Genomic DNA, 25,687 nt, shown 5'->3' with positions numbered 1-25,687 from the left:
CTGAACGCGGCGACGTTGGCTTACCAAGCGGAGCGTTTGTTGGTTCGTTGGTGAATTCCGCCGATCGTGCTCGCACGCCGACGGCGCGCTTTGCTGGAACGGTTGGTCGATTGCACTCGCTGAGCGCCGCGACGGGGAACGGAGCGGCTTGCCGCCGATTCGCCTTCGCCGGCGTCTTCTTCGTTGTGATTTGATTTGTTCATGGCTTCAAGCTCCTTACATCTACTCGCTGGAGGCCATTAATTCGGCGACGCCTGGCTGCGGCGACAACAACTCGCGCCGCTCAAGGGCCAACCGTGCTTCTTCCAACAGGTACTCGAATCCGCGCTGCCCGTTGCATTCGTTTAGGTAAACCCAGGCGCCTAGCTGTCGCGCCCAAATTTCCTCGCGAACGTCGCTTGCGTTGCCCGCGACCAGCAACAGCGCGTTGCTAAGTTCATGGGCCCGCTGGGCGGCGTCTTTCAAGTCGCCGTAGCCAGTTGCAGTCGCTTCCGGCAGATCGACGACGATCAGCGGGACGCTGCGTTTGAATACGGCTCGCAGAAACTCTCCGGCGTCGCGGCATACGATCGCGTCCCAGGCCTGCGCTTCAGCGGCGGAGCGAATCAGCCGGCGGCGATCGGCAGAAAGTGAAACGACCAAACAGCGCAACAGTTGCGGAGGCGCGGAGCGCGTCGCAACGATTGCCGCCTCGCCCCGTGGAGCGAGTACAGCTGTCGGTGTCCCATTCACAGTTGCCATGCTAAGGCGATACTCCGGTCATGCCGACGTCGCTGCAATGCGAGCCTCGGCACAGGTGTCCTGCGATCAAATGCGATTCGAACGCTTTCTGCGCCTTCGCACTCGCCTCGGGGCTTGGCCCGTCCAGCGCGCACCGACGACGCAATTTCTCTCTCAAGCGACGCTGCAGCGCGAAGCCGCGCAGCAACATCCAACTCTCTAGACCAATCCTCTAACTTGCTCGCGCGGCGCTGTCGCCCAACGCGAACGCAATTCGTCCAGCGACGAAGCTCGGCTTGCGAACCATCGCCTTTGCGCTGTGACGCCATTCACGCGCGTAAAGAAAACGGTCGCGGCGCAGCTCAATCGCTACGGCGAACTTGTTGTACAGAGGGCTACCAGGCCATCTTGCGATTGCGGCGACGGTGAATGCCGTTGACCGAAGTCGGCGACTTACCACGGCGGCGAGCGTGGCTCGGCTGGTTCTTCTTGGCGAGCTTCACTTCAGAGGTCCGACGGAAGTTGCCGGTGCCGTAATCCATGTCACCTTGCTCGTAGAGTTGGATGTGGCTCATTTGCTTTCCCTTATCACGCTGGTCGCCTCGGAGTTCGCGACGATCGCGACGAACTGCTTGGCGAAAAGAAGACTTGAACGATGAACTCTCAGCGAACCGGTTGTGCCGGCCCACTGGGGGTTGCGTTCCTATAGCGAGAAGCGTGCCGCTAACCGTAAGGCAGGCAACATTTCCGCTAACCTGCAGTGCAGCAACGACTTACCAGCGACCTAGACAGTTTTGGCGACTGCCGGCAATTCACCAGAAAGGTGAGACCCGCGGAGTGCTAGCAGCAATCCGCCCGAGAAATCAGGCATAAAAATCACATTTCACCACGATGGTGAGGCGTCACCAAATCAGTGAAACGCAAATAACGACGTGCGCGATCGAGTAGAGAATATTGTTCGCAACCATCGTGCCAGCAGCCCCGATGCTGCTGACGCGCCGATGCCCCCGCTAGCTATTAGTTGCTACGCATGCACGCGTATCGCGGGTCGGCCAAGCCACGGAAAGCCGGAGTCGCGCCAGAGTGGCGCAATTGTAAGGAGAGGATCGCGAGCTCGCGCAGCTTCGCACGAAGTCGGTCGACTGCCAGCAGCGGCAGAAGATCCCTAACGACTGAAGAGAGAGCGATCAAACGAGCCGTGCGCCAACGCGGAACATTCTATGCGACTTCGTCGCGCGGATTGCATTCGCTCGCGATCTGGGCCAGCAGCCGCGTCATCGTATTGGGATGAATTCCCAATAACTTGGCTGCCCGACCTTTGTGCCCGCCTGCCGTTCGCAGGGCCTGTTCCACCGCCACTTGGCGAAGGCGGCCCAAATCGGTGTACGGTAGATCGTGACTTTCGCGGCGAGTTCCGCCAGCGCCTGGCAGGCTCGGTTCGCACTGCAGCACATAGCTCTGCTCGAGCACGAAGCTCAACTGGCGGATGTTACCGGGCCAGTGGTACTCGCAAAACGCCCGCAATGCCTCGTCGCTCGGCTGCCACGCGGGCTGGCCGTAGCGATTGGCGAACTTCTTCGAGAAGTATTCGATGAACAGCGGAATATCAGAAACGCGGTCTCGCAGCGGCGGCATCCGCAATTCGACGAGATTGAGACGATAGTAGAGATCTTCGCGAAAGCGTCCTTCGGCGACTTCCTGCTCAAGGCGACGGTTCGTCGCGGCGATCACTTGCACGTCGACCTTCACCGGATGCGACGAACCGACCGGCGTCACTTCGCCTTCTTGCAGGACGCGAAGAAGCTTCGGCTGCAGTTCGAGCGGCATATCGCCGACTTCGTCGAGGAACACGATCCCCTGGTTGCCTGAGCGAAACACGCCGAGGCTCGCCCCCGCAGCGCCGGTGAACGCGCCGCGTTCGTGGCCGAACAGTTGGCTCTCAGCGAGGGTGGGCGTCAGCGCAGCGCAATTGACGGGAATGAACGGTTGTTCGCTGCGACCGCCGACGCGGTGGAGAAGTCGGGCCCAAACTTCTTTGCCCGTACCGGTTTCGCCGGTCAAGAGAACGGTGCAGCCGACTTGTGCGGCGCGCTCCGCATGATGCGCAATGCGCTTCACGGCCGTATCGCGGCCGATAACCAAGCTGGCGGGATCGTCTGGTGCAAGAGACTCCAGCGAAGCCAGCGAATGCAAACCCACAGATGCCATCTTCATGTCTGCTCCGCAACGGATTCTTGTCGAATCCGTTGTTGTTCCGATCTGCACTCACGGCTTGCTCGCTCCCAGCGACACGAATGAGGTGCAGATTGTTCTAAATCACTAGCGGCCCTATCTCGGTAGTTGAATCGAAGTCAAACGTGGCAATCACCAGCGCATACCGCATAACCGTGCGGCACACACGTCGACGAGGTTGCCTCTTTCTGACCCTCTCTGTCCATGGTTGATTTTAAACGACATGGTGATTCCGCTCAAATATTTGTTGGGGGGGTGGGGGGCAATTTTGCCACATTTAGTTTGCTGAATGTAGCGATCTGCCCACTACCCCCGCCAGCCTCAAACGAGACGCAAACCATTGACAGATAATATCTTACAGTCAATTTCGAAAAGAAAACCACGTTCTTCCCAACATTGCTACGACCCCAAGATGCAACCGGTGTGCCGGCCGCGCTTCACCAACTTGAGGAAAAGTGTCCAGGCCTGCCTCATCCACCCTGTTGCTCAGCATTTCCCGGCTTATCGCACTGGTCGCCACGGTTTGAGCTCGGCCTTCTCGATCGGCGAATCGCTACGGACAAAATGGAGAACGTGCTGCCAGGGAAGCCGATTATACTGTCCCGCCAGGTGAAAACTGTTTGCCTCAAGTTCTTTCACCACCTGCACTTGGCTCATTTTGTGAAGGGGGAGGATCGGCACCGTCTCATCTTCCTCCCGGAACTCGACCAGCACCAGCCGCCCCTCGGGCTTCAAGCTCGCCCGGATCTCGGCCAAGATCGCCTCCGGATCGGAGAGTTCGTGGTAGACGTCGACCATCAGCACCAAATCAAAGGAGCCGGCCGGCAGCCCCGAGCCCTCGCCGGTGGCGAGGAGCGGTTTGATATTCTCCAATCCTCGCGGCCCGGCCCGTTCTTCGAGCATTTCGAGCATTTCTGGCTGGATATCGATCGCGTAGACCTGGCCCGCCGCCCCCACCCGCTTGGCCAACTGCAGGCTGTGGTAGCCGTTGCCGCAACCGAAGTCGCAGACGACCTGCCCTGGCTTCACCTTCAGCGAGCTGAGGAGTTTGAGCGGATCCTCTTCTTCTTCGCGGGTCGGCCGCGTCAGCCAGCCGGCGCCGCTGAAGTGCATCGTCGGCGCGATAGTGCGGCCCATGTACTCGTGGCGCTCGCGGCCGGTGAAGTTTTCATCGGCCGTCGCTACTGCTGGAACCTCGGGTTCGGCGCGAGCCAGCGCAGCGGCCCAACCAACGGCGGCAAATGCTAGCAGCGCGATTTTCACAGCACGGTGAAATGCCGGCCTCACATGCCAAGTCGCCATCAATCCCCCCTCGCGTCGATGCGCGTTGCGAGGGAGAAAGCTCTGCTCGCTACGCGGCGTGTTCAACGGCCGATTGCCGATGGAGTGCCACGACAGAGATTTTAAGCCGGGCGGCGGCCGCTTGGAACTCGGCGGCGTCGAGTAAGATCGTCGAATCGGCTTCGATGGCGAGCACATGCCCGCCCGCCGCGGCAATCGATTCGAGCGTCTTCACGCCAACGGTCGGCACATCGAACCGCATATCTTGCTGCGGTTTGGCCACTTTCACGACGGTGAAACCGCCGGTGCGGCAAAGGTCGCCCGCACGGCGGATACAGAGATCGGTCCCTTCGATCGCTTCGACGGCGAGGACCGCCTGGTCTTTCACGCAAACGGTTTGCCCCACATCGAGGGCTCCCATCTGCTTCGCCAAGTCCCAGCCGAATTGCACGTCGCGTTCCTGCTTCACCGAGAGGGGTCGTCCCGCGACTTGTCCAGTGGCGACGAGCAGTTCGGGAGCGAAATCGGTAGCCGGTTCAAAGGTAATGCCTTGAGCGGCAAACGCCCCGATGAGCGCCAGCAGCAGCGAATCGTCCTTGCGATCTTTCGTCCCGGTAACAAAATGCCGGTAGAACGTCTGGAGCGCCGTCCAATCAGGACGATGACGAATCCACCAGCCGGGGCTGTAGAACGTCACCTTGTGAACCTTGCCCGCCATGACGGCCCGCTGACAGCCATGCTGCTTGAAACGGCCGATGATTCCGCCGATTGAACCGAGTCCTACCCAGTGAAACTCGTCGCAGAGGTTCCTCAAATCGGGATCCGCATGATCGCGGATCGCCGTGCAGGCAATCCGATAACCTTGCCGCCGCAGCTCTTCTGCGACGACAATCGGATAGCGTCCCCAACCAGCCAGCAGGCCGATTGTTTCGCCCGGTTGCGGTGAAGCAGCGAGTTGAGTCACAGGGCAGGGAAGGGGTTAGGCGGCTTTGTCGGTCGAAAGATCGTCGCCGTCGTCGGCGACTTCGCCGCGCAGTTCTTCGATCTGTCGCTGCAAGATGCGGAACTGGCGACGCATTTCGGGCAACTTCGCCACCGCGGCCATTTGCAGCTTGGCCTGCCGCAACGGGGCGGCCGGGGCGCCGAGCATTTCCGCGCCGGCTTCTACATCATTCGAAACGCCCGCCTTCGAGCAGAGGACCGCGCGATCGCCGATGTGAACATGGTCGCGCACGCCGACCTGCCCTGCCATGACGACGTAATCGCCCGTCGTCGTGCTGCCGGCGATGCCGACCTGCGAGCAAATGAGATTGTGCCGGCCGAGGCGGCAGTTGTGAGCGATCATCACGAGGTTGTCGATCTTTGTTCCCTCGCCGATTACCGTCGGGCCGTAGGTGCCGCGATCGATCGTCGTCCCGGCGCCAACTTCGACGTCGGCGGCGAGTTCGACATTGCCGAGCTGAGCCGACAGCAAGTGCCGACCGTCGACCTGGCGATAGCCAAACCCATGAGCGCCGATGATGGCGCCAGCATGAATCACCACGCGATCGCCGACGCGTGTGTTCTCGTACAGCACCGCGTTGGGGAAAATCGTGACGCCGGCGCCGATCACGCAGCCCGGCATGAGGCGGACGCCTGAGTGGATGGTCGTATGAGCGCCGATGGTCACATCCTCGCCAATCGTGGCGCCGGGATGGACTTCGACGTTCCGCGAGAGCTTCGCCGAGGGGCTGACGAACGCCTGGGGCGACACGCCGACGCGAACCGGGACGCGCGGCGGGTGGAAGTGCCGCACAGCCGTGGCGAACGCCGCGTGGACGTCGGCGACGACGATCGACGGCTTACCGCCGCAATCGACGTTCGGGGCCGCGATCACGGCCGAGGCGAGCGACGCGGTCAGCCCTCGCGCGCGATCGGGACGTTCGGCCAGAGTCACCTCGCCGTTGCGGGCCACGTCGGTGGTCGCCGCTCCGATGAGGGGGATGTTCGCTTCGCCGCGGAGGTCGCCGCCAACCAGCCGCGCCAGTTCGCCCAATGTAGTCGGCATCGAGAGGAAATCCTTTTCCAAGTCGACGAGTCGTGATAGCAAGTTCGTGCTAGCGGGGCAGCAACGGCTGCGGCGGGAGCGCGACAAGGAGCGAATCGTAACCCGACTCGCGACGAAGCGACAAGGCCAATGCGGTCACCGGTTTGCCGTCGTCGCCTTCTCGCGGCGCCGCTTTCGTTCGCCGTCCCCCTTCGCTGACGAGTTGCGGGCGAGGTACATCGCCTGCTCGTAATGCCGCTGTAGCTGCAGAAACTTCTGCAAGCTTCCCCCTTTGTCGGGATGGAGTTCCTTCACCTTTCGGCGATAGGCCGCGAGGACCTGTTTCTCGGTGCAGGGGAGTTCGAGATCGAGCGTCTCCAGACAGGGTGGCCGGCGCTTGCGAGCCCAGTACGGAATCCCGGGCCGCACCGCGTAGGTGACCACCACGAGCGCTCGCCCTAGGGAGCGAAGATAGCGGCGAACATCGGTCGCCATGAGCACCAAGCCCAGCGCTGGAACGCCAAACGCCAGGGCGAGAAACACAACGACGGCAGCGGGGTCGGCGCCGTGAGAAGTTGGCTCAACGTAGCCCACGAGGATTGGCACGTGGCCGATCAGAGCGTGCGGTAAGGAAGCGAATGGCAACCCGGGGCATCCTTCGCGCTGGAGCCGCCTCGACTCACTGAAAGGGAACAGAGCCGCTGCATTGTAGCGAGCCGTGGCGAAACGTGGGGAGCGGCAAACTGCTGCGATTGCCGGCGCCCAACTTGCCGCTGCCTAGGCTGACTTCCCTCACTGTGAGCTGAACGGGCTGCTGAAATCCGCCCGTCGGGCACTCTTCAGGTGAACGGATGTTGCGTAAAATTCGGGCCAGTGACTTCTCCGGTTAAACACTCCGTTTGTGGGAGGCGTCTCCGACGCCGATTCCACGATCCATTCAAAGCGACTCGCCCGCGCACCGAAATCGGGGTCAGAGACCCCTCCCACAATTAAGAGCGCACCGCATGCCCGCCCGAAAGCCGAAAGCCACGACCTTGCCCGGCATGGAGTCGTTCCACGCTGCGACGCAGACGTGGTTTGGCGATGCGCTCGAGACGCCCACCCGCATCCAACGCGAAGCTTGGCCGGTGCTCGCCGCGGGCAAGAGCGCGCTGCTGCTGGCGCCGACTGGCTCCGGTAAAACGCTGGCGGCGTTTCTGGCGGCGATTGATCGGATCATGTTTCACAGTGATCCTGCTCCGGCGGAAGAAGCGGGGAAGGGGAACAGTCCGAAGGCGAAGCGCGCCGCCACGTCTTCGAAATCTGCAAGCGTCGAGAATCCCTCCCCCCGCCCCTCCCTACCAGGGAGGGGAGTGCGGATCCTCTACATCTCGCCGCTGAAAGCGCTCGCTGTCGACGTTGATCGCAACCTCCGCACGCCGCTCGTCGGCATTCAGGCCGTTGCCGAACGTCACAGCCATCCATTCCATCCGCCAAAAGTCTCCGTCCGCTCTGGCGATACTTCGGCCGCTGAGCGCCGCGACATCGTTCGCCATCCGCCCGACATCCTGATCACCACGCCCGAGTCGCTCTACCTGCTGCTCACCTCGAAGTCGCGCGATATCCTCCGCACGGTCGAGACGGTGATCATCGACGAAATCCACGCCGTCGCCGCCACGAAGCGCGGCACGCATCTGTTTCTCACGCTCGAACGGCTTGAACGCCTCCGCCGCGACGGCGACGACTCGCGCCCGCCGTTGCAGCGGATCGGCCTCTCGGCAACGCAGCGACCGCTTGAGGAAATTGCCCGCCTGCTGGGCGGCGCCGAGGCCGACGCGAAGCCCGACTCGCCCGTCCGCCCGCGGCCGATCGAGATCATCGACGCCAGCGAACCGAAGCGGCTCGACCTCCGCATCGAGACGCCGGCCGAAGATATGGCTCGGCTCAACCAACCGCTCGAAATCCAAACCGGCCCCGCTTCGGCCGGTCCCGCATTCGCGTCGATTTGGCCGACGATCCACCCGCGGCTGGTCGAACTGATTCGTGCGCACCGTTCGACGATGGTCTTCGTCAACAGCCGCCGCCTCGCCGAACGACTCGCGGCGGCGATCAACGAACTCGCCGAAGAGGAAATCGCCCAAGCCCATCACGGCTCGATCGCCCGCGTGAAGCGGGTCGAGATTGAAGATCGTTTGAAGCGCGGCCTGCTGCCGGCGATCATCGCCACGTCGTCGATGGAACTCGGCGTCGACATGGGCGCCGTCGACTTGGTGATCCAAATCGAGGCCCCGCCGTCAGTCGCCTCGGGCATGCAGCGGATCGGTCGGGCAGGGCATAGCGTCGGCGCTCCGTCGAGCGGCGTCATCTTCCCCAAGTATCGCGGCGACCTGCTCGCCTGCAGCGCCGCCACCGAACGGATGATTCGCGGTGAAGTCGAATCGACCCGCTATCCGCGCAATCCGCTCGATGTGCTCGCCCAGCAGATCGTCGCGATGGTGGCGATGGATCCGCTGAGCGTCGACGAGCTCTACGCCGCCGTCCGCGGCGCAGCGCCGTTCCACGACCTGCCGCGCAGTTCGTTCGAAGGGGTGCTCGACATGCTGTCGGGCCGTTATCCTTCGGACGAATTCTCCGAGCTCCGCCCCCGCATCACTTGGGACCGGCTAAGCGGGCAACTCACGCCGCGCAAGTCGTCGCAGCGGCTCGCGGTGCTCAACGGCGGCACGATTCCCGATCGCGGTCTGTACGGCGTTTACCTCGCGGGCGACGCCGGCAGCGGCGGCACGCGCGTCGGCGAACTCGACGAAGAAATGGTCTTCGAAACGCACGCCGGCGATATCTTCCTGCTCGGCGCCTCGTCGTGGCGGGTGCTTGAAATCACCCGCGACCGCGTCCTCGTCGCCCCCGCGCCGGGCGAGCCAGGCAAAATGCCCTTCTGGCGCGGCGACGGGCCGGGGCGTCCGCTCGACTTCGGCCGCGCGATCGGCGAGTTGTCGCGGACGCTCGTGAAATCGTCGCGCGACGAAGCGGTGCAGTTCCTCCAAGAATCGTGCCGTCTCGACGAGAAGGCAACGGAAAACCTCCTCCGCTACGTCGAAGACCAACGCGAAGCGACTGGCGAACTCCCCAGCGATCAATGCCTCGTCGTCGAATCGTTCCTCGACGAAATCGGCGACTGGCGCACCGTCATCCTTTCGCCGTTCGGTTCGCGCGTGCATGCCCCGTGGGCGATCACCGTCGCCAGCCGGCTGCGGGCCGAGACGGGCCTCGAGGTCGACTTTACCTGGTCCAACGACGGCATGGTGTTCCGCCTCCCCGAAAGCTCGCAGGCGCCAACCGTCGAGATGCTGTTCCCCAATTCGGGCGAAGTCGAAGATCAGCTCGTCCGCGAACTTGGCTCGACCGCCATGTTCGCCGCCCGCTTCCGCGAGAACGCCGCCCGCGCGTTGCTCCTCCCGCGACGGCAGCCGAATCGCCGCACGCCCCTGTGGATGCAGCGCCGCAAGTCGGCCGACCTGCTTGCAGTCGCCTCGCGCTACGAGCGGTTCCCGATCATGCTCGAAACGTACCGTGAGTGCCTCCGCGATGCGTTCGACGTGCCGGGCCTCAAGCAACTGCTCACCGAAGTCGAACGGCAGTCGATCCGCGTCCATCAGATTGAAACTTCATCGCCATCGCCGTTCGCCTCGTCGCTGCTGTTTAACTACACGGCGAACTTCCTTTACCAGGGAGACGCCCCGCTCGCCGAACGCCGTGCCGCCGCGCTCGCGCTCGATCACGCCCAACTGCGAGAATTGCTCGGCACCACAGACTATCGCGAACTGCTCGACGCCGACGCAATCGAAGCGCTGATCCTCGAACTCCAGCGGCTCGATCACCGCTCGACCAACGGCCCCGACGGCGTGCACGATCTGCTGCTCCACCTCGGCGATCTCAACGACGACGAACTCGCCGCCCGCTGCCCTGCCGAGGCAGCCGAAACGGGTCAACTGAAACGCTGGCTCGACGAGCTCACCGCCACCCGCCGCATCGTCCGCATCCGCATGGCGGGCGAACGCCGCTACATCGCCACCGAAGACGCCGCCCGCTATCGCGACGGCCTCGGCGTCGCCCTGCCGCCGGGGCTTCCCGACGCCTTACTCGAAACGAGCGAAGACCCGATCGGCAATCTCGTCGCCCGCTACGCCCGCACCCACGGGCCGTTCCGCGCAAGCGAAGCAGCCAACCGGCTCGGCCTGGGCGCCGCGGTCATCGAACCGGTGCTGCAGCAACTGATGCAGCGCAACCGCGTGCTGTTCGGCGAGTTCTTGCCGGGCGGATCGGGCCGCGAGTGGTGCGACGTCGCCGTGCTGCGGCGGTTGAAATCGAAGTCGCTCGCGAAGCTCCGCAAGGAAATCGAACCGGCCCCGCCCGAAGCGCTCGCCCGCTTCCTCCCCGGCTGGCAAGGAGTCGAACGCCCCCGCCGCGGCCTCGACGGGTTGCTCGACGTCGTCGAACAACTCCAAGGGACGCCGCTGCTCGCCTCGGATCTCGACGAACTGATTCTCCCCGCTCGCTTGAATGACTATCACTCGGGCGATTTGGACGAGCTGACCACCGCCGGCGAAATCGTGTGGCGAGGACTCGAAAGCGTCGGCCCCAACGACGGCCGCATCGCCCTGTTCCTCGCCGATAGCGTGCCGCTGCTCGCCCCGCTGCCAACGCCGCTCGACGATCCGCTGGTCGTGCGCATCCGCGATTTTCTCGCCAGCAAGGGCGCCAGCTTCTTCGACGACGTCGCCGCTGCATGCGACGAGTTCCGCAACGATCTGCTCGACGCGCTCTGGCAGCTCGTGTGGAACGGCGAAGCGACGAACGATTCGCTCGCCCCCCTCCGTTCGCGTCGCGGCAGTAGTTCGTCGAGCGGATCGAGCAGTTCGGGCGGGCTGAGTTCGCGCACCCGCTCTCGCCGCCGCAGCGCCCGAGCATTCCGCTCGCGGCGGCTCGCCCGGCTTCCCGGCAGCGAAGGGCGATGGTCGCTGATCAACTACGGCGACGAAGCAAAGCGATCGCTCACCGTTCGCCAAACCGCGGTGACCGAACAACTCCTGCGACGGTACGGTGTCCTCGTTCGGCCGGCGCTCAGCCGAGAGTTGATCGACGGCGGGTTCACCGCGCTCTACCCCATCCTCCGCGCGATGGAAGAAACGGGCCGCGTGCGTCGCGGCTATTTCGTCGCCGGCATGGGAGGCGCGCAGTTCGCCTCGGCCGGCGCCGACGATCTCCTCCGCCGCGCGCCGCAAGTCGTCGAACCCCACATCGACAACGTCGTCGTTCTCGCCGCTTCCGACCCGGCGAACGCCTACGGCTCGATCCTCAAATGGCCGTTGCCGCAGACGGAAGGCCTGCAACCGCAGCGCGGCGGCGGGGCTCGCGTCTTTCTGCTCGACGGCAAGCTGATCGGCTTCCTCAGTCGCGGCGGCGCCCACCTGATGACCTTCGCCCCTGAAGACCCCAGCGACGCGCCGATGTGGCACGAAAAGCTCGTCCGCTCGCTCGCGAACCTCGCCAAGCGCGGCGCCGCGTTGATGATCGCTCAGATCGACGGCGACGCCGCGGGACTCTCGCCGCTCGGCAAGGCGCTCGTCCGCCATGGCTTCTCCCCCACGAGCCGCGGCTACTTGCACCGCGGCTTCGACCTGACGCAGGAGTTCATCGCGACGCATGCCTGAAGGAGATACGATCTACCGGACCGCCACGACGCTGCGGCCCGCCATGGAAGGAAAGACGATCGCCCTCGCGCGGCTCCGCGATCGGCAGTTCGAAGTCGAACGCCTCATCGGCGCCACCGTCGACCGCGTCGAGGCCCGCGGCAAGCATCTGCTGATGCATCTCTCGACCGGCGAGTTCATCCACTCCCACATGGGGATGACCGGCTCGTGGCACATCTACCACCCCGGCCAACCGTGGCGCAAGCCCGAGCATTACGCCGCGCTGTGGCTCGACATCAACTCGCTCGAGGTGATCTGCTTCTCGCCGAAGCAGCTCGAAATGCTCACGGCCGATCAACTCCACCGCCACCCGCACATCCAGCGGCTTGGTCCCGATTTGGCCGACCGGCAGTTCGACATGGCCGAGGCGATTGCCCGCTTCCGTGCGCGCAACCAGCTGCCGCTCGGCGAAGCGGTGATGAACCAGACGATCGTCTGCGGCATCGGCAACATCTACAAGTCGGAGATCTTGTTCATCATGCGGTTCGATCCGTTCACGCCGGTCGAACGCTTCACCGACGACGAACTGACGGCGATGCTCACGAAGGGGCGAGCGCTGATGCTACGCAACCTGAGCGGCCCGAACCGGACGACCCGCTTCGGCAGCGACGCCGGTCGGCTGTGGGTGTACGGTCGATCGGGAACCCCTTGCCCTAAGTGCGGCGCCCAGATCGAGTTGCGGCGTCAGGGGGAAGCGGGCCGCACCACCTGCTGGTGCCCCGAATGCCAGCCGTCGCGCTAAGTCCACATCCGGAATATCTGGTCTGGACTATTTTCCGCGGCCGCAGCAAGGGCTATCATCCCAGGTCGCCCAATCCTCTCATTTTCACTTGCTGCTGCGGTCGGCGCGCGCCTTGCGCGCACGATAATCGCAGGGAAAGCGGCAACGATGCGACACCACCGATCTGCGCTCAACGTCTCGACTCATCTCTCCTCCGCCCGCAAACGCAACCTGGCCTCAACGCCGCTCGCGACTCGTCGCTTGGCGTTCGAGTCGCTGGAGAGCCGCCGCGCACTCGCCGCCACGCCGGTGACGATTTACGCCGCAGGCTCCACCGGTTCGGAGGCGTTCCAACTGCAGATCGACGGCGTCACCGTCGCGAGTTGGACGAACACGCGCGTCCTCACGGCGGCTCGCACCTTCGACGCCTTTACTTACACCCACCCGACCGACGTGACAATCGATCGCGTGCGCGTCGTCTTCACGAACGACGGGCTCACGGCCGGCGGACAGGATCGAAATCTCACGGTCGACGGCGTCTCGCTCGGCGCCGCCAAATACGAAACCGAAGCGTCGACTGTCTACTCCACCGGCACGTGGGACGCCGCGACGAATGGCCGCCTGCCTGGATTCCGGCAATCGGAAACGCTCCACTACAACGGCTACTTACAATTCGGCGCCGCGGGTTCGACGGTGCAAGTCCGCGCCGCCGGCCGCACGGGCGAAGAGCAAATCCAACTGCAAGTCGCCGGGCAAACGGTCGCCACGTTCAACAATGTCGGCGGCAACTACGCGACGGGGCAGTTCGTCACCTTTACTTACAGCTCGACGACAGCGATTCCCATCAGCCAGCTGCGCGTCGTGTACGCGAACGACGGCAACACCGCCGCGGGCGTCGACCGCAACCTGCGCGTCGACGCCGTCACGCTCGACGGCATTCGCTACGAAACCGAAGGGCCGAACGTCTTTTCCACCGGCACGTACGTCACGGGACAGGGGAGGGTGCTCGGCAAACTGCAAACCGAGTATCTCCACCTCAACGGCTACTTCCAGTATGGCGCCACCGGCTCGGTGATCGAGGTCCGCGCCGCGGGTCGCACGGGCGAAGAGCAGATGCAGCTGCAAATCGCCGGCACGGCGGTCGCGACGTTCAATAACGTTGCCGGGAATTACTCGTCGGGGCAGTTCCAGTCGTTCGTCTACCTTCACCCGACGACGGTCGCGCTGAAAGATGTCCGCGTCGCCTACACGAACGATGGCAACTCCGCGGCGGGGGTCGATCGCAATCTCCGCGTCGACGGCGTGACGCTCGACGGCACGTTTCATCAGGCCGAAGCTGCCAACGTTTATTCGACCGGCACTTATATCGCCGAGGTCGGCCGCGTCCCCGGGCTGTGGCAGAGCGAGTATCTCCACTCAAACGGCTACTTCCAGTTCGCCTCGACCGCCGTCCCCGGCGTGCTCGCCCTCGGCACGTCGTTGATTACGGTGAACGAAGCAGCCGGCACCGTGTCGATTCCGGTCGTCCGCACCGGCGGCAGCGACGGCACGGTCGGCCTGCGTTACACCACGGTGAACGCCACGGCACTCGCCGGCAGCGACTACACAGCGAAGTCGGGCCTCGTGGTGTTCGCCCCCGGCGAGACGACCAAGTCGATCGTCGTGCCGATCACCGACGACCTGCTCGACGAGATCAGCGAGACGTTCAACCTCGCTGTCGACCAGTCAATCGGCGGCGCGACCGTCAACCAACCGCGGACTGCGACGATCACCATCGTCGACAACGACGGCCCGCCCGATCCGGGCAACGGCAACGGTTGGCTCGCCGCCTACTACAACGATCACGACCTCAGCGAGCTCGTGTTCGAACGGACCGACGCCGTGATCGACCAGAACTGGGGCGGCGGCTCGCCGTCGTCTTCCATTGACGGCGACACGTTTTCGATCCGCTGGACCGGCAAGGTCGAACCGCTTTACAGCGAGACGTACACGTTCCGCAGCACCGCCGACGATGGCGTGCGGCTGTGGGTCAACAACCAGTTGATCATCGACCAATGGTGGGACCAACCGGCGACCGAGTACAGCGGCGCCATCGCGCTCGTCGCCGGCCAGCGCTACGACATTCGCCTGGAGTACTACGAGAACGGCGGCCAAGCCTCGGCGAAGCTCGAATGGTCGAGCCCCAGCCAAGCGCGGCAACTCGTCCCGCAATCGCAGGTCTATAGCGATCCGCCGGCGCCCACGCAAAACGGCACGTTCTCGTTGCAGACGACCGTCGCCGGTCTCGCGGCGCCGACCGCAATCGACTTCGACGCCAGCGGCCGGATGTTCATCTCCGAACAGCGCGGCACGGTGCGCGTCGTGCAGAACGGCCAACTCCTTGCAACGCCGTTCCTCGACATCACCAGCCGCGTCAACTACATGCAAGACCGCGGCATGTTGGGCGTCGCCGTGCATCCCAACTTCCCCGCGACGCCTTACATCTACGTTTCCTACACGTACGACCCGGCGGAAACGCTGAGCCGCACGGGCCTCGCCGGCCCCGACGGCTCGGGCAATCGCGTCGCGCGGGTCAGCCGTTTCACCGCCGACCCCGCCACGGGATTCAACACGGCGATCGCGGGAAGCGAAGTCGTGCTCGTCGGCACGAACAGCACCTGGGCCAACATCAGCCACCCCGAACTCGACAGCACCGAAGACATGAGCCTCGCCCCGTCGGGCGGTCTTAACGGCGAGATGCGCGACATTCTCGTCGCCGATTCGCGCTCGCACACCGTCGGCAACGTGGCGTTCGGTCCAGACGGCAAGCTGTACGTGAGCAACGGCGACGGCGCCTCGTTCGGCCGCGTCGACCCGCGGGCGGCGCGGACGCTCAGCCTCGACAGCCTTTCGGGCAAGCTGCTCCGCATCGACCCGATCACCGGAGCCGGCCTCGCCGACAATCCCTTCTTCAATGGCGACGCAGGCGCGAATCGTTCGAAGGTCTTTGACTACGGCCTGCGCAATCCGTTCCGCTTCGCGTTCGAACCGACGACCGGCTTGCCGTACATCAGCGACGTCGGCTGGAACACTTGGGAAGAAATCAACGTCGGCCGCGGCAAGAATTTTGGCTGGCCCTTTTACGAAGGGGGCAGCGGCGTCAGCAACCAAACTGGCGGCTACAAAGACCTCGGCGAAGCGCAAGCCTACTATGCCTCGGGCGCCACGGTTTCAGCGTCGTTGTGGGCCCGCACTCACTCCGCCGGCGCCGTGGCGATTGTTGCCGGCGATTTCTACACCGGCAACGTTTACCCTTCGAGCTACCAGAACGCGTTGTTTCTCTCCGACTTCGGCGACAACCAGCTCCGCGTCCTCCGCACGAACGCCGGCGGCGGCTTGCAATCGGTGACCGCGGTGGGGCTCAACATTGGTCCCGTCGTTGAAATGTCGATGGGTCGCGACGGCTATCTATACTTGGCGAACCTCGCGTCCGGCACTGTCAGCCGGTTGTTGTTCACGCCGGCGAGTGCATCGTTGATGGCCGCCGAAGCGCCGGCCACGACGCCGCTGAGCGGGGATCTCAGCGGCGATGGCGTTGTCGACGGGGCCGACTTCCTTGCTTGGCAACGCGGTTACGACGGCAATGCAACGGCGGCGGCGACGCTGGAGAGTTGGAAGGCAAACTTCGGCAGCACGGTGAGCAACGTGGGCGAGACTTCCTTGAGCGCTGCCAGCGTCGAGAGTGAATCGGTTGCCGCTGCGGGGTTGAACGCCGATCTCTATTGGCTTGCGTTCGAGGCTGATGAGAGTTCGCCCAAAGCCGCGGCAGTCGTTGAAGAGTCAGCCGTCGGGGTGGTGCAGTCGCCGACCTACGCTCCGTTCGCGATGCCCTCGCTCAAAGCCGATGAAGAGTCTTCACTCATAGCGTCGGCTGATGAAGCTTTCGATGCGTGGGAGGAAGAGGAGTTCGACTTCTCGGCGCCGCTGCTTAGTGCGAACTAGCAAGATTCTTACGAGGAATGTTGTGGCTCCCTCCCCCTTGAGGGGAGGGCTGGGGAGGGGGTGGAACCCTGGTACACGCTGCTGCCCCCCTCCCTAACCCTCCCCTCCAGGGGGAGGGGACCTCAGGGTTTTGTTTTCTGTGAGGCCTCGCAGCTAGGGCTGGAATGTATCGCGGCCCGCTTACCCACGTGAGCCGCGACGCGAATCGCGCGACCGCTTCGACCGCCCCATGGCCGATTTCGTCGAGCCCCCGCCGCGCGGCTCGTCGATCGCGATGTGCCCCAGTGCCGCGAGGTCGAGGCCGATCATCCGCTCCAGCAAGATCATCAGCAGGAACCCGGCCGCTCCGCCGCCGCTCACGGCAAGGAGCGCCCACCGCTTTTGCTCCCGCATCTCCACATCATCGGTGACGAACGCCACGACAAGCCAGATGCCAAGCATCGGCACCAGAATCGACGTCATCAGGAAAAACTTGTTCCGCCGCGCCGTTTGCAGCAAATCAGCGCGCCGCGGCCCGGGAATGACGCCGTTCCGCACGAGCGCCGGCACGAAATACCGCACCGCGAGCGCTGTGATCAGCATGTAGGGATAGGTCGTCGCCACGATCCCGCACAGTGCGAGCGATAGGAAAAAGTGGAGGTAGAAATCGAGCGAGTGTCCGCCGAACTCGCCAATCGAAATCGGGAACGCGACTCCCGAAGCCGACCAGATCACCATCAGCATGATCGCCACGAATTGGCCGAACCGCAGCACTCGCGACGTCCCCTCCAGCGTCTCCGCGGGTTTGTCGCTCCGCAGCAGCCTGAAAGTTTTTAGCGCCGCCCATGTACCGATCGCAATGCCGATTGAAAACGCTATCGGATTGACCCAGTTGACGACGGTTTTGAACTGCTCGTACATCCCAGCAAGTTCTTGGTCTTTCTCGAAACGAATTCTGTTATACGTCAGGTTAAAGAAAGCCGTGATAATGTTCGGGATCAGCCCCGCCAACACCACGGACAGAATCGGGTGCTGCACCACGAAACGCCCAAACTTCCCCCTCGGCTCCTGCAGCAATTGCCAACAACGCGGGTTGAGGCACATCCGCAGTGCGCGGGCCATCTCGCCGGCCGACTGGTAGCGATCTTCCTTCGCTGGCTGCAACGCTTTTTCCAGTACCGCGAGCAGCGAGTCAGGGCACTCGTCCGGCAAGTCTTCAGCGAGCCTATCGAAGTCGACCCGCTGCCGCGACTCGATCATTCGCTGCAGCCGCACGAGCGAACCGTTCCCGCCCGACGGCAACTGCTCGTCGCGGAACGGCCGCCGCCCCGCGATCAACTCCCACAGCATCACGCCGACCGCGTAGACGTCGCTCGTCTCGCGCACCATCCGCGGCGAACCGCCGAGCAGCGGGTGGCAAGCCTCAAGTTGCTCCGGCGACATGTAGGCGAGCGAACCGCCAAAGGTATCCTCGGGGTTCTCGTCCGACCGGCCGCCGTTATAGCTCACGTTGAAGTCGGCCAACTTCGGCCGCGCCTCGGCCGAGAGCAGCACGTTGGCCGGCTTGATGTCGCGATGCAACACGCCGCGCGTGTGGGCGTAGGCCAAGCCTTCGCACAGTTCGGCTCCGAGTCGGCAGACGACTTCGGGCCATTCGGCGTCTTCGATCCAATCGCGCGACGACGAACTTTCCGGAATCGGCGTCCCGCACGCCGACAGTCGATCGTCGATTGCCGCCAATAGCAGCAGCCCGCTCGGCTTGCCGTCGTACGAGTTCCGCGCCCGCGCGACAACGTCTTGCAACGTTCCGCCGGAAACGACCTCCATGTACAACAGTCGCGCCGGCGGTTCTTCGCACGCCCGTTGATCGTAGACGCGGACAATGTGCGGATGATCGAGCTGCGCGAGCGTCTGCGGCTCGCTGCCGGTGTGGGCCGAGATCTTCAGCGCGACCAACCGCTCCATCGAAACTTGCCGGGCGAGGAACACCCGCGCGAACGCCCCGCTCCCCAGCGGCGTGAGCAACTGAAAATCGTCGAGTTGATCGCCCGGCTTCAAATGGGCGAACGACGCAAACGACGCCTTCGGCTTCGCCGGCTCCTGCCGCTTGCCGTCTTTCTCGATAATCGTCTCGGCAAAGTAGGTCGCCGTTGGCGAGCCGGTGATCGCCATCCCGCCGACCAATCGCAGCAGCGCCTCGGCCTGCACTGGGAACCGCTGCACCAGTTCCTCCTGGTAAATCGGCAGCCCCGCCGCCATCCGCGCTTGCAGTTCCTCGTAAATGAGATCGACCGGCAACTTGCCGATCGGCCCCAGTGCCGGGAACTGCTGCACATACCACTCGATATGTTGCGGCTGGCGGTTCTCTTGCCAGCGGCGCTCGATGTCGAGCTTCGCCAACTCGTACAGGACATGCCGGGCAACGGGCGGCTCTAGTCCCTCGACATACGCATCGAGCCGCGGCAGCACCATGCCCCCCTCGGCCGCCGCCCCGTCCCAGGCCGCTGCGAAGGCGTCGATTCGCTCCGCTAGCACGTCCCAATAAGCGTCGTCGTTGGGCGGAGCGTCGCTAACCGAACCAGATTGGGATTCGTCGGATCGCATGCAAAAAAGGTCGCTACAGGGCTCGCGGCGCGAATGTCACGGGAAAAGCAGGGCAAAATTGCAGCGATGCCGGCCCCGCCTGCCAGTCGACCCGCTTGCGTTAATCCGCAAATTCTTATCGAATCCAATCGCCTGCTCAACGCGAAATCCGCATTCACGCTTTGCCCAAGGGTTTTCCCATGGCGGCCGACGACGCCCCTCATGATACGCAACTCCTGGCCCGACTTCGATCGGGCGACGAAGCGGCTTTGGCCGAATTCGTCGAAGCGAATCGCCCCGCGCTGATGGCGTTCCTCCACAGCCGCATCGGCGCCCACCTGGCGAAGAAGACCGAGGCCGACGACATCCTGCAAGACGCCTGCCTGGAGGCCTGCCGCTCGCTCGACAAGGCCCCGCTCGACACGTGGGATCCGCTCCACTGGCTATTCCAGATTTGCGAGCGGAAGATCATCGACGCCCACCGCCGCCACTTTGCCAGCCAAAAGCGCGACGCCTCGCGCGAAGCCGCCCTCCCCGACAGCGACGACGGCGGCGGTTTGGCGAACCTGCTGGCCGCCAGCATGACGACCCCGAGCGCTGCGTTTTCCCGCGATCAACGCCAGCTGCGCGTGCTGGCAGCCCTCGATACGCTGCCGGAGGAGCAGCGGGAAGCCATTCGCCTGCGGTATTTAGTGGGATTGCCTTCCAAAGAGATCGCCCAGAAACTGGGAAAGACCGACGGCGCCATCCGCGTGATGCTCTCGCGTTCACTAGGTAAACTACAAGAGATGCTCGCCGAAGATTGATCGGCCGGCACTCCCCGCCAAACTCCCCCCGCCTCCCGCCACTTCCCCGCCCCACCGGCCTGAGTCGCTTCAGCGACCAGGCGCCCCCACGCACCGTTCTGCGATCTCCCTCACCTACCGGGACCCAACTCGCTCGTACAGCGCGCCGCCAAGAGCGATGCGCGCCACGAACGATTGCTGCGTTCCCTACCCGCTACGTGCAATGAGAAAGTTGCCGATGCTTCGCACCTCTCCATGCGCTCTCGCAGCACTATGCTGCCTGCTCGCCATCGCATCAGCCAATGCTGCTAGAGCACAAGCCGCCGACGGCCTCACTTGGCCCGCAGGCCAAGTCCTCCCCCACTTTCCAACGCCGGCGCCGCAACTCGATGCGCTCGATGTCAGCGGCCTCTCCCCCGACGAGCAACTGACGTTTTGCGCGCTCGCCGGCCAAGTGAACCGTCGGCAACCCCGTTTGGCGCTCATCGACAGCCGCCACGAGCCGGAGCGCGAGGCGTGGTTCCGCGAGCCGACAATCGACTTGGACCTCAACCCGCCGTTCACCGCGGCGACCAAGCACAAGCTACTCGCCAAGTATGCGAAGGAAGTCGCGGGCGTGGTACTCTACGATCCTTCCCGCAACGCCCATCTTCGCAACGTGGCGTTCACCGCCGCTGGACTGCGCAAGGCGCTACCCGTCACCCGCGCAACCTACGCTGCGCTGAAGCAGCAGGGGATCGAGCTGCCCATTCTGGAAGACCTCACCTCGCTGAAAGCAACGACCGCGCTCGAGGCCTACGAATACCTGCTCAACACCTACTGGCCCCGGTGCGAGAAGCGGTTCCTCGTGAGCTCTCGCCCCGAGGGCCGCGACGGCGACTACTACCACACACGCGACCTGGCTGCCGCGTGCGGCGCGGCGACCATCTGGCTCGACTGTCAGGACGAGGCCCAGCGCGAACTCTACGGCAAATTTCTGGATGACATGCCTGCCGGAAACGCGGTTGTTCTCGGCTGGTATACGACCGAGCGTTCGGGCATGACGACGACCACGAAGTTCGGCATCGGCATGGTCCCCTCCGATCACTTTCGCAACGCGACGATCTTCGCCGGCGGTTCGCACAAGATCACGCCGCCGCGGACGCCCCCGACGCCGACGCTGCAAAACAAGCTCTACATCACGATCTTCCTTAGCGACGGCGACAACATCCAGTACACGCAGTGCACGATGCGTCGCCTGTGGGATCAGGCCGCCGAAGCCCGCGGCAAGGTCCCGCTTAACTGGACGATGCCGCCGGGGCTCGTCGACGTCGCCCCCGCCATCTTGAATTACTACTACTCGACGGCAACGCTCAACGACTGCTTCGTCTGCGGCCCCTCGGGCATGGGCTACATCATGCCGGTGAACACGCTCGCCGAACCTGGCGCCCCGCTAGGAAGCGCGATTGACGATCGCGATCGCCTCGCCGCGTTCACGCAGCTCTCTGCTCGCTACCTGCAGCGAGCGGGCCTCAAGGTCGTCACCGTTTGGGACAACCTCACCCCGATGCAGCGGGAAGTCTACGCCGAAAATTGCCCCGACTTGCTCGGCGTCACGGTGCAAAACTTCCGCGACGACCCCAAGGTCGCCTCGAGCAACGCCGCCTCGGGCCTTCGCTTCGAACGGTTGGTGCGGGCCTACTGCGGTTCGTACGACGATCTACTCAAGTCGATGGAGGAAGAGTACGCCAAACGCGACGGCGGCGAGCCCCGCTTCGCCGCTTACCAAGCCATTGGCTGGGGAGCCCTGACGCCCGAACAGCTGGTGAAACTCTCGGAAGAAGTGAAGCAAAAGTGCCCGAACGTTGAATTTGTACGGGCGGATCACTATTTTGAGCTGCAGCGTGCGGCCCGCAAGCAAGTGGAGGACTGAACCCCGCCGCTGGGCTGGTCGCTTAAGCGACCAGTCCGAACCCGCGTAGGGCTTCCCATTCGCTAGTCCCCATTCAACATTCCCCATTCCCCATTCCCCACTTTGTACTCGCTCCGGCGGGTCGTTGACCCGCGGCTACCAGTCTCCAGTCACTATTCGCTAGTCACTTTTTTTCTGCACCCTCTTCTCCTCCTCCCGTCACTACAGCTTTCATGACCGCTGTGAGTGATCCCCCCCAGCAAGCGTTCGACCTCGCCCGACTGGTGCACGAGCATCAGGCCGACGTCTGGCGCTATCTGCGGTTCCTCGGCGCCAGCAACGACGACGCCGACGATCTCACGCAGGAGACGTTCCTCGCCGTCGGGCGGACGCCGTTCGAGATTCGTAGCCGGCACGAAACGGCCGCGTACCTTCGCACCGCGGCCCGCAACCAGCTATTGATGCTCCGCCGACGGCAGGGACGCCAGATCGAAACGGTCGACCTCGCCGCCGCCGAAGAGGTGTGGGCCGAGGCGACGGGCGACGGCGGGATGAACGAATTTCTCGACGCCCTCGGGCAGTGCTACGAAACCTTGGCCGGCCGAACGCGGGAAGCGATCGACGGCTTTTACCGCGACGACAAAAGCCGCGACCAACTGGCGGCGGAGTTGGCGCTGAGCCTCGACGGCGTGAAGTCGCTGCTGCGGCGGACTCGCACGGCGCTCCGCGACTGCATTGAACGCCGCCTCGGCCGACAGTCGAGCGCTACCAACGAGGGGGAAGTGACATGACTGATTTCCCTAAAGCATCACACTCTGCAACCGCCAGCAGCCCCGGAGGGGCGGAATCATGTAGCCAGGGGCGCGAGCCCCTGGTTTGCCGCAGTTTCCACGGCCGAGCCCCGTGAGGGGCGGCACGATTCCCCATGACGACGATCGATGTCGCCCCTCACGGGGCTCAGGAACATTAGGAAACTCCGGTCCAGGGGCTCGCGCCCCTGGCTACATGACGCCGCCCCTCCGGGGCTGATAGCAGATGCCCCTTCCCACAAATTATTTGGGCTGAGCCCGAAGATGAACGATCGCATGCACCAATCCGATCAACCCGCGCCCGACCGCGAGGAGCTGCGCGACCGCCTGCTTGATGTGGCGCTTCGCGAACGGCTTGGGGGCGAGACGCCGCCGGATCTTAGCGCGACGATTCTACAGCGAGCCGCTGCCGATCTTGTCAGTCTTTCACCAACGGAGCAGGAGAAGACCATGGCGAACGATTCATCCCGCAGCCGGAGCCGATTCTGGCAGTCGCTTGCCTTGGCCGCGACGATCGTGATTGCGATCGGCTTCCTGATTGAAGCAGCGATGGTCGATAGCATGCGTGTGGCTCGGAGGCCGGATCGACCAGATGAAGCGGCCACTGAGGATCTCGCTGTTGATCTCGACGGACCTGTCCGTCAAGGCACGTTCGCCACGGAAGGAGCGTCGTTCACCGGGAAAAATCCGGAATCAGGGTCTCAGCAAAACGGAGCGGCGAACCGCGATCGATCGGAGTATTTTCTCAGTGACAATGTTCAGCATGAGCCGCCAGACAATCAGTTCGCATTGGGAGAGCAGGCGGCGTCAACAGGCGAACAAAAATATCTCAACACGAGAGAGACAAGTGCCGAGCGGTCTCCCCCGCTGACTGAATTTCGTAATGATCGCTATGCCTCCCAACCAACTGCTCAGAGCGGCCGAGTCGCTGGTCAGTTGCCGACTAGCTCTCCCTCCTCGCCTGCAAACACTCTCAGCAATTCGCTGCCGTTCGAAAAGAGCGGCACGGGAAGAGTCTATAACGGTCCGACGCCGCTTCGATTGTGGCACAACACCAGGGGCGCGGAGCAGAATACACATGTCGCAGTACCGACCAGCAGCCCTAGTGCTGAGGCCATACGGCTCGCCATGCTGCAAGAAAAGCTCGCCCAACTTGACGCTGATCTTCAAAGCAAGCTTTCCGCATCACGCGACCCCAACTCGTCGGAAATCCGCCGGCTCAAGACGACAGTCCGAGTCATCAACAATCAGATACAGCACATTGAAAACAAACGTGGCATGGTCCTAGGAATGGAAATGGGCCGCGACCAATACGCCCGCATCACCGAAAATCCGTTCCTCCCCGTCTCCGCCGCCAACACCGACAACCGCCTCAGCACCTTCTCGATCGACATCGACACCGCCAGCTACGCCAACGTCCGGCAGTTCCTCATGCAGTCGCACAGGCTGCCGCCGCCCGACGCGGTGCGGATCGAGGAGCTCGTGAACTACTTCGACTACGACTACACGCCGCCGACTGGCGACGTTCCGTTCGCCGCCAACGTCGAGGTCGCCGGCTGCCCCTGGGCGCCGGAGCATCGCCTCGTTCGCGTCGGCATCAAAGGCCGCGAGATCGAACGGACCGGCCGGCCGCTCTCGAACCTCGTCTTCCTGATCGACGTCTCGGGCTCGATGAACGAACCGAACAAGCTGCCGTTGCTCGTGGCGGGAATGAAGCAGCTCACCCGTCAGCTCGGCGAGAACGACCGCGTGGCGATCGTGGTCTACGCTTCCAGCGAAGGACTCGCGCTCGACAGCACGCCCGGCACGGATCAATCGAAGATCCTCGCCGCACTCGATCAGCTGCAAGCGGGCGGTTCGACCGCTGGCGGTGCGGGCATTCAGCTTGCTTACCAGGTCGCTCAACAGAACTTCATCAAGGGCGCCGTCAATCGCGTGATCCTCTGCACCGACGGCGATTTTAATGTTGGCGTCACCAGCCCTGCAGACTTGGAACGGATGGCTGAGACGAACGCCAAGGAAACGGGCGTCTTCCTCACCGTGCTCGGCTTCGGCCGCGGCAACCTCAACGACGCGATGATGGAACAGGTCGCCGACAAGGGCAACGGCAACTACCACTACATCGACACCGATCGCGAAGCCCGCAAGGTGCTCGTTGAGGAGATGACCGGCACGCTGGTAACGATCGCCAAGGACGTGAAGATTCAGGTTGAGTTCAACCCCGCGAAGGTCGCCGGTTACCGGCTCATCGGCTACGAGAACCGCGTGCTGGCTGCGGAAGATTTTAATGATGACAAGAAGGACGCCGGCGAGATCGGCGCCGGGCACACCGTCACCGCTCTTTATGAGATCGTTCCCGTCGGGCAACCAGTCGCGGCGACGGCCGTCGATGATTTGAAGTACGCTCCGAAGGTGTCGGAGGAAACCAAGCCGGCAGCGGAGGGCGGCGCGAGCGGTGAAGACGCCGCAGCCGACGAACCGGCAAGCGACGAACTCCTCACGCTCAAGATTCGCTACAAGGCCCCCGACGGCGACCAGAGCACGAAGCTTGAATTCCCCATCGTCGACAACGGCCAAACGTTCGCCGCCGCGAGCGAAGACTTCAAGTTCGCCTCAGCCGTCGCCAGCTTCGCGATGCTGCTGCGGAACTCGGAATTCAAAGGCAACGCCACCTACGCCGCGGTCGCTGAGATCGCCGCCGCGAGCCAAGGGAACGATCCGCACGAGTATCGGCAAGAGTTCGTCGACATGGTCGAGCGGGCGAAGCAGCTAGCCGGCGAGTAAATCGACGTCCCCACTGTTGCAGCTCGGTCCCAGAGATAAATAAACCATGAGGTCCCCTCCCCTTGAGGGGGAGGGTTAGGGAGGGGTGATGGCAGCGGGTACCAGGGTTCTACCCCCTCCCCCCGCCCTCCCCTCAAGGGGGAGGGAGCCACAAGAATTCAAATGT

The 25,687-nt window shown here is 63.7% G+C and carries 17 protein-coding genes; 7 read left to right on the top strand and 10 right to left on the bottom strand.

All coding sequences use genetic code 11. From position 1 onward, the window contains the following. Positions 1-20: 20 nt before the first annotated feature. The 8 genes from PLANPX_RS05025 to PLANPX_RS04990 all read right to left on the bottom strand — a co-directional run bounded on the left by PLANPX_RS05025 (position 21) and on the right by PLANPX_RS04990 (position 6,865). Positions 21-203, bottom strand: coding sequence for a hypothetical protein (locus PLANPX_RS05025; RefSeq protein ID WP_152097674.1), 183 nt, complete (start codon positions 201-203; stop codon positions 21-23). A gap of 19 nt (positions 204-222) precedes the next feature. Next, complete coding sequence (locus PLANPX_RS05020; RefSeq protein ID WP_152097673.1) at positions 223-642, bottom strand: hypothetical protein; 420 nt, start codon at positions 640-642, stop codon at positions 223-225. A gap of 473 nt (positions 643-1,115) precedes the next feature. Beyond that, positions 1,116-1,295: a hypothetical protein gene (locus tag PLANPX_RS05015; RefSeq protein ID WP_152097672.1), complete on the bottom strand. Its 180-nt coding sequence runs from the start codon at positions 1,293-1,295 to the stop codon at positions 1,116-1,118. 643 nt (positions 1,296-1,938) lie between these two features. Beyond that, entirely contained in the window at positions 1,939-2,934 is a 996-nt protein-coding gene (locus tag PLANPX_RS05010) for a sigma-54 interaction domain-containing protein (protein WP_152097671.1), read from the bottom strand. Positions 2,935-3,453: 519 nt separating this feature from the next. Continuing rightward, a complete protein-coding gene (locus tag PLANPX_RS05005; protein ID WP_172991879.1) occupies positions 3,454-4,215 on the bottom strand; it encodes a class I SAM-dependent methyltransferase in 762 nt (253 codons plus the stop codon). Positions 4,216-4,303: 88 nt separating this feature from the next. Next, on the bottom strand, positions 4,304-5,197 hold the full coding sequence (locus PLANPX_RS05000; RefSeq protein WP_152097669.1) for an LpxI family protein: 894 nt from the start codon (positions 5,195-5,197) through the stop codon (positions 4,304-4,306). 15 nt (positions 5,198-5,212) lie between these two features. After that, complete coding sequence (gene lpxD, locus PLANPX_RS04995) at positions 5,213-6,280, bottom strand: UDP-3-O-(3-hydroxymyristoyl)glucosamine N-acyltransferase (RefSeq protein ID WP_152097668.1); 1,068 nt, start codon at positions 6,278-6,280, stop codon at positions 5,213-5,215. Positions 6,281-6,415: 135 nt separating this feature from the next. Continuing rightward, positions 6,416-6,865 (bottom strand): hypothetical protein, encoded by a 450-nt coding sequence (locus tag PLANPX_RS04990; RefSeq protein WP_152097667.1) that lies wholly within the window; start codon positions 6,863-6,865, stop codon positions 6,416-6,418. Between the two features lie 398 nt (positions 6,866-7,263). Here PLANPX_RS04990 and PLANPX_RS04985 point away from each other — a divergent pair, with 398 nt between their 5' ends. The 3 genes from PLANPX_RS04985 to PLANPX_RS04975 all read left to right on the top strand — a co-directional run bounded on the left by PLANPX_RS04985 (position 7,264) and on the right by PLANPX_RS04975 (position 16,690). After that, positions 7,264-11,949: a DEAD/DEAH box helicase gene (locus tag PLANPX_RS04985; RefSeq protein WP_152097666.1), complete on the top strand. Its 4,686-nt coding sequence runs from the start codon at positions 7,264-7,266 to the stop codon at positions 11,947-11,949. Beyond that, positions 11,942-12,730, top strand: a complete 789-nt coding sequence (locus PLANPX_RS04980; RefSeq protein WP_152097665.1) for an Fpg/Nei family DNA glycosylase — start codon at positions 11,942-11,944, stop codon at positions 12,728-12,730. Before PLANPX_RS04985 ends, PLANPX_RS04980 begins: the two co-directional genes overlap by 8 nt. Before the next feature lie 147 nt (positions 12,731-12,877). Continuing rightward, entirely contained in the window at positions 12,878-16,690 is a 3,813-nt protein-coding gene (locus tag PLANPX_RS04975) for a carbohydrate-binding domain-containing protein (RefSeq protein WP_152097664.1), read from the top strand. 180 nt (positions 16,691-16,870) lie between these two features. Here PLANPX_RS04975 and PLANPX_RS04970 read toward each other — a convergent pair whose 3' ends face one another. Further along, positions 16,871-19,273 carry a serine/threonine-protein kinase gene (locus PLANPX_RS04970; RefSeq protein ID WP_152097663.1) on the bottom strand — a complete coding sequence of 801 codons (2,403 nt, stop codon included), beginning with the start codon at positions 19,271-19,273 and terminating at the stop codon, positions 16,871-16,873. Between the two features lie 179 nt (positions 19,274-19,452). Between PLANPX_RS04970 and PLANPX_RS04965 the strand changes: the two genes are divergently transcribed. From PLANPX_RS04965 to PLANPX_RS04955, 3 genes are all read left to right on the top strand, one after another. Further along, on the top strand, positions 19,453-20,058 hold the full coding sequence (locus tag PLANPX_RS04965; RefSeq protein ID WP_152097662.1) for a sigma-70 family RNA polymerase sigma factor: 606 nt from the start codon (positions 19,453-19,455) through the stop codon (positions 20,056-20,058). Between the two features lie 217 nt (positions 20,059-20,275). Next, positions 20,276-21,949 (top strand): GxGYxYP domain-containing protein, encoded by a 1,674-nt coding sequence (locus PLANPX_RS04960; RefSeq protein ID WP_172991878.1) that lies wholly within the window; start codon positions 20,276-20,278, stop codon positions 21,947-21,949. A 221-nt stretch (positions 21,950-22,170) separates the two neighbouring features. Further along, positions 22,171-22,719: an RNA polymerase sigma factor gene (locus PLANPX_RS04955; protein WP_172991877.1), complete on the top strand. Its 549-nt coding sequence runs from the start codon at positions 22,171-22,173 to the stop codon at positions 22,717-22,719. A gap of 480 nt (positions 22,720-23,199) precedes the next feature. Here the strand turns inward: PLANPX_RS04955 and PLANPX_RS27160 are convergent, their stop codons facing one another. Further along, positions 23,200-23,382 carry a hypothetical protein gene (locus tag PLANPX_RS27160; RefSeq protein ID WP_172991876.1) on the bottom strand — a complete coding sequence of 61 codons (183 nt, stop codon included), beginning with the start codon at positions 23,380-23,382 and terminating at the stop codon, positions 23,200-23,202. Positions 23,383-23,865: 483 nt separating this feature from the next. On the opposite strand from PLANPX_RS27160, the gene PLANPX_RS27155 reads away from it, so the two are divergent. Beyond that, positions 23,866-25,521 carry a vWA domain-containing protein gene (locus tag PLANPX_RS27155; RefSeq protein WP_172991875.1) on the top strand — a complete coding sequence of 552 codons (1,656 nt, stop codon included), beginning with the start codon at positions 23,866-23,868 and terminating at the stop codon, positions 25,519-25,521. Positions 25,522-25,687: the final 166 nt, after the last annotated feature.

This window comes from Lacipirellula parvula (assembly GCF_009177095.1).
In the GTDB taxonomy this organism is placed as follows: Bacteria; Planctomycetota; Planctomycetia; order Pirellulales; family Lacipirellulaceae; genus Lacipirellula; species Lacipirellula parvula.
Note: the sequence above shows the minus strand (reverse complement) of the source record. Positions and strands in the feature narration are given on the sequence as shown.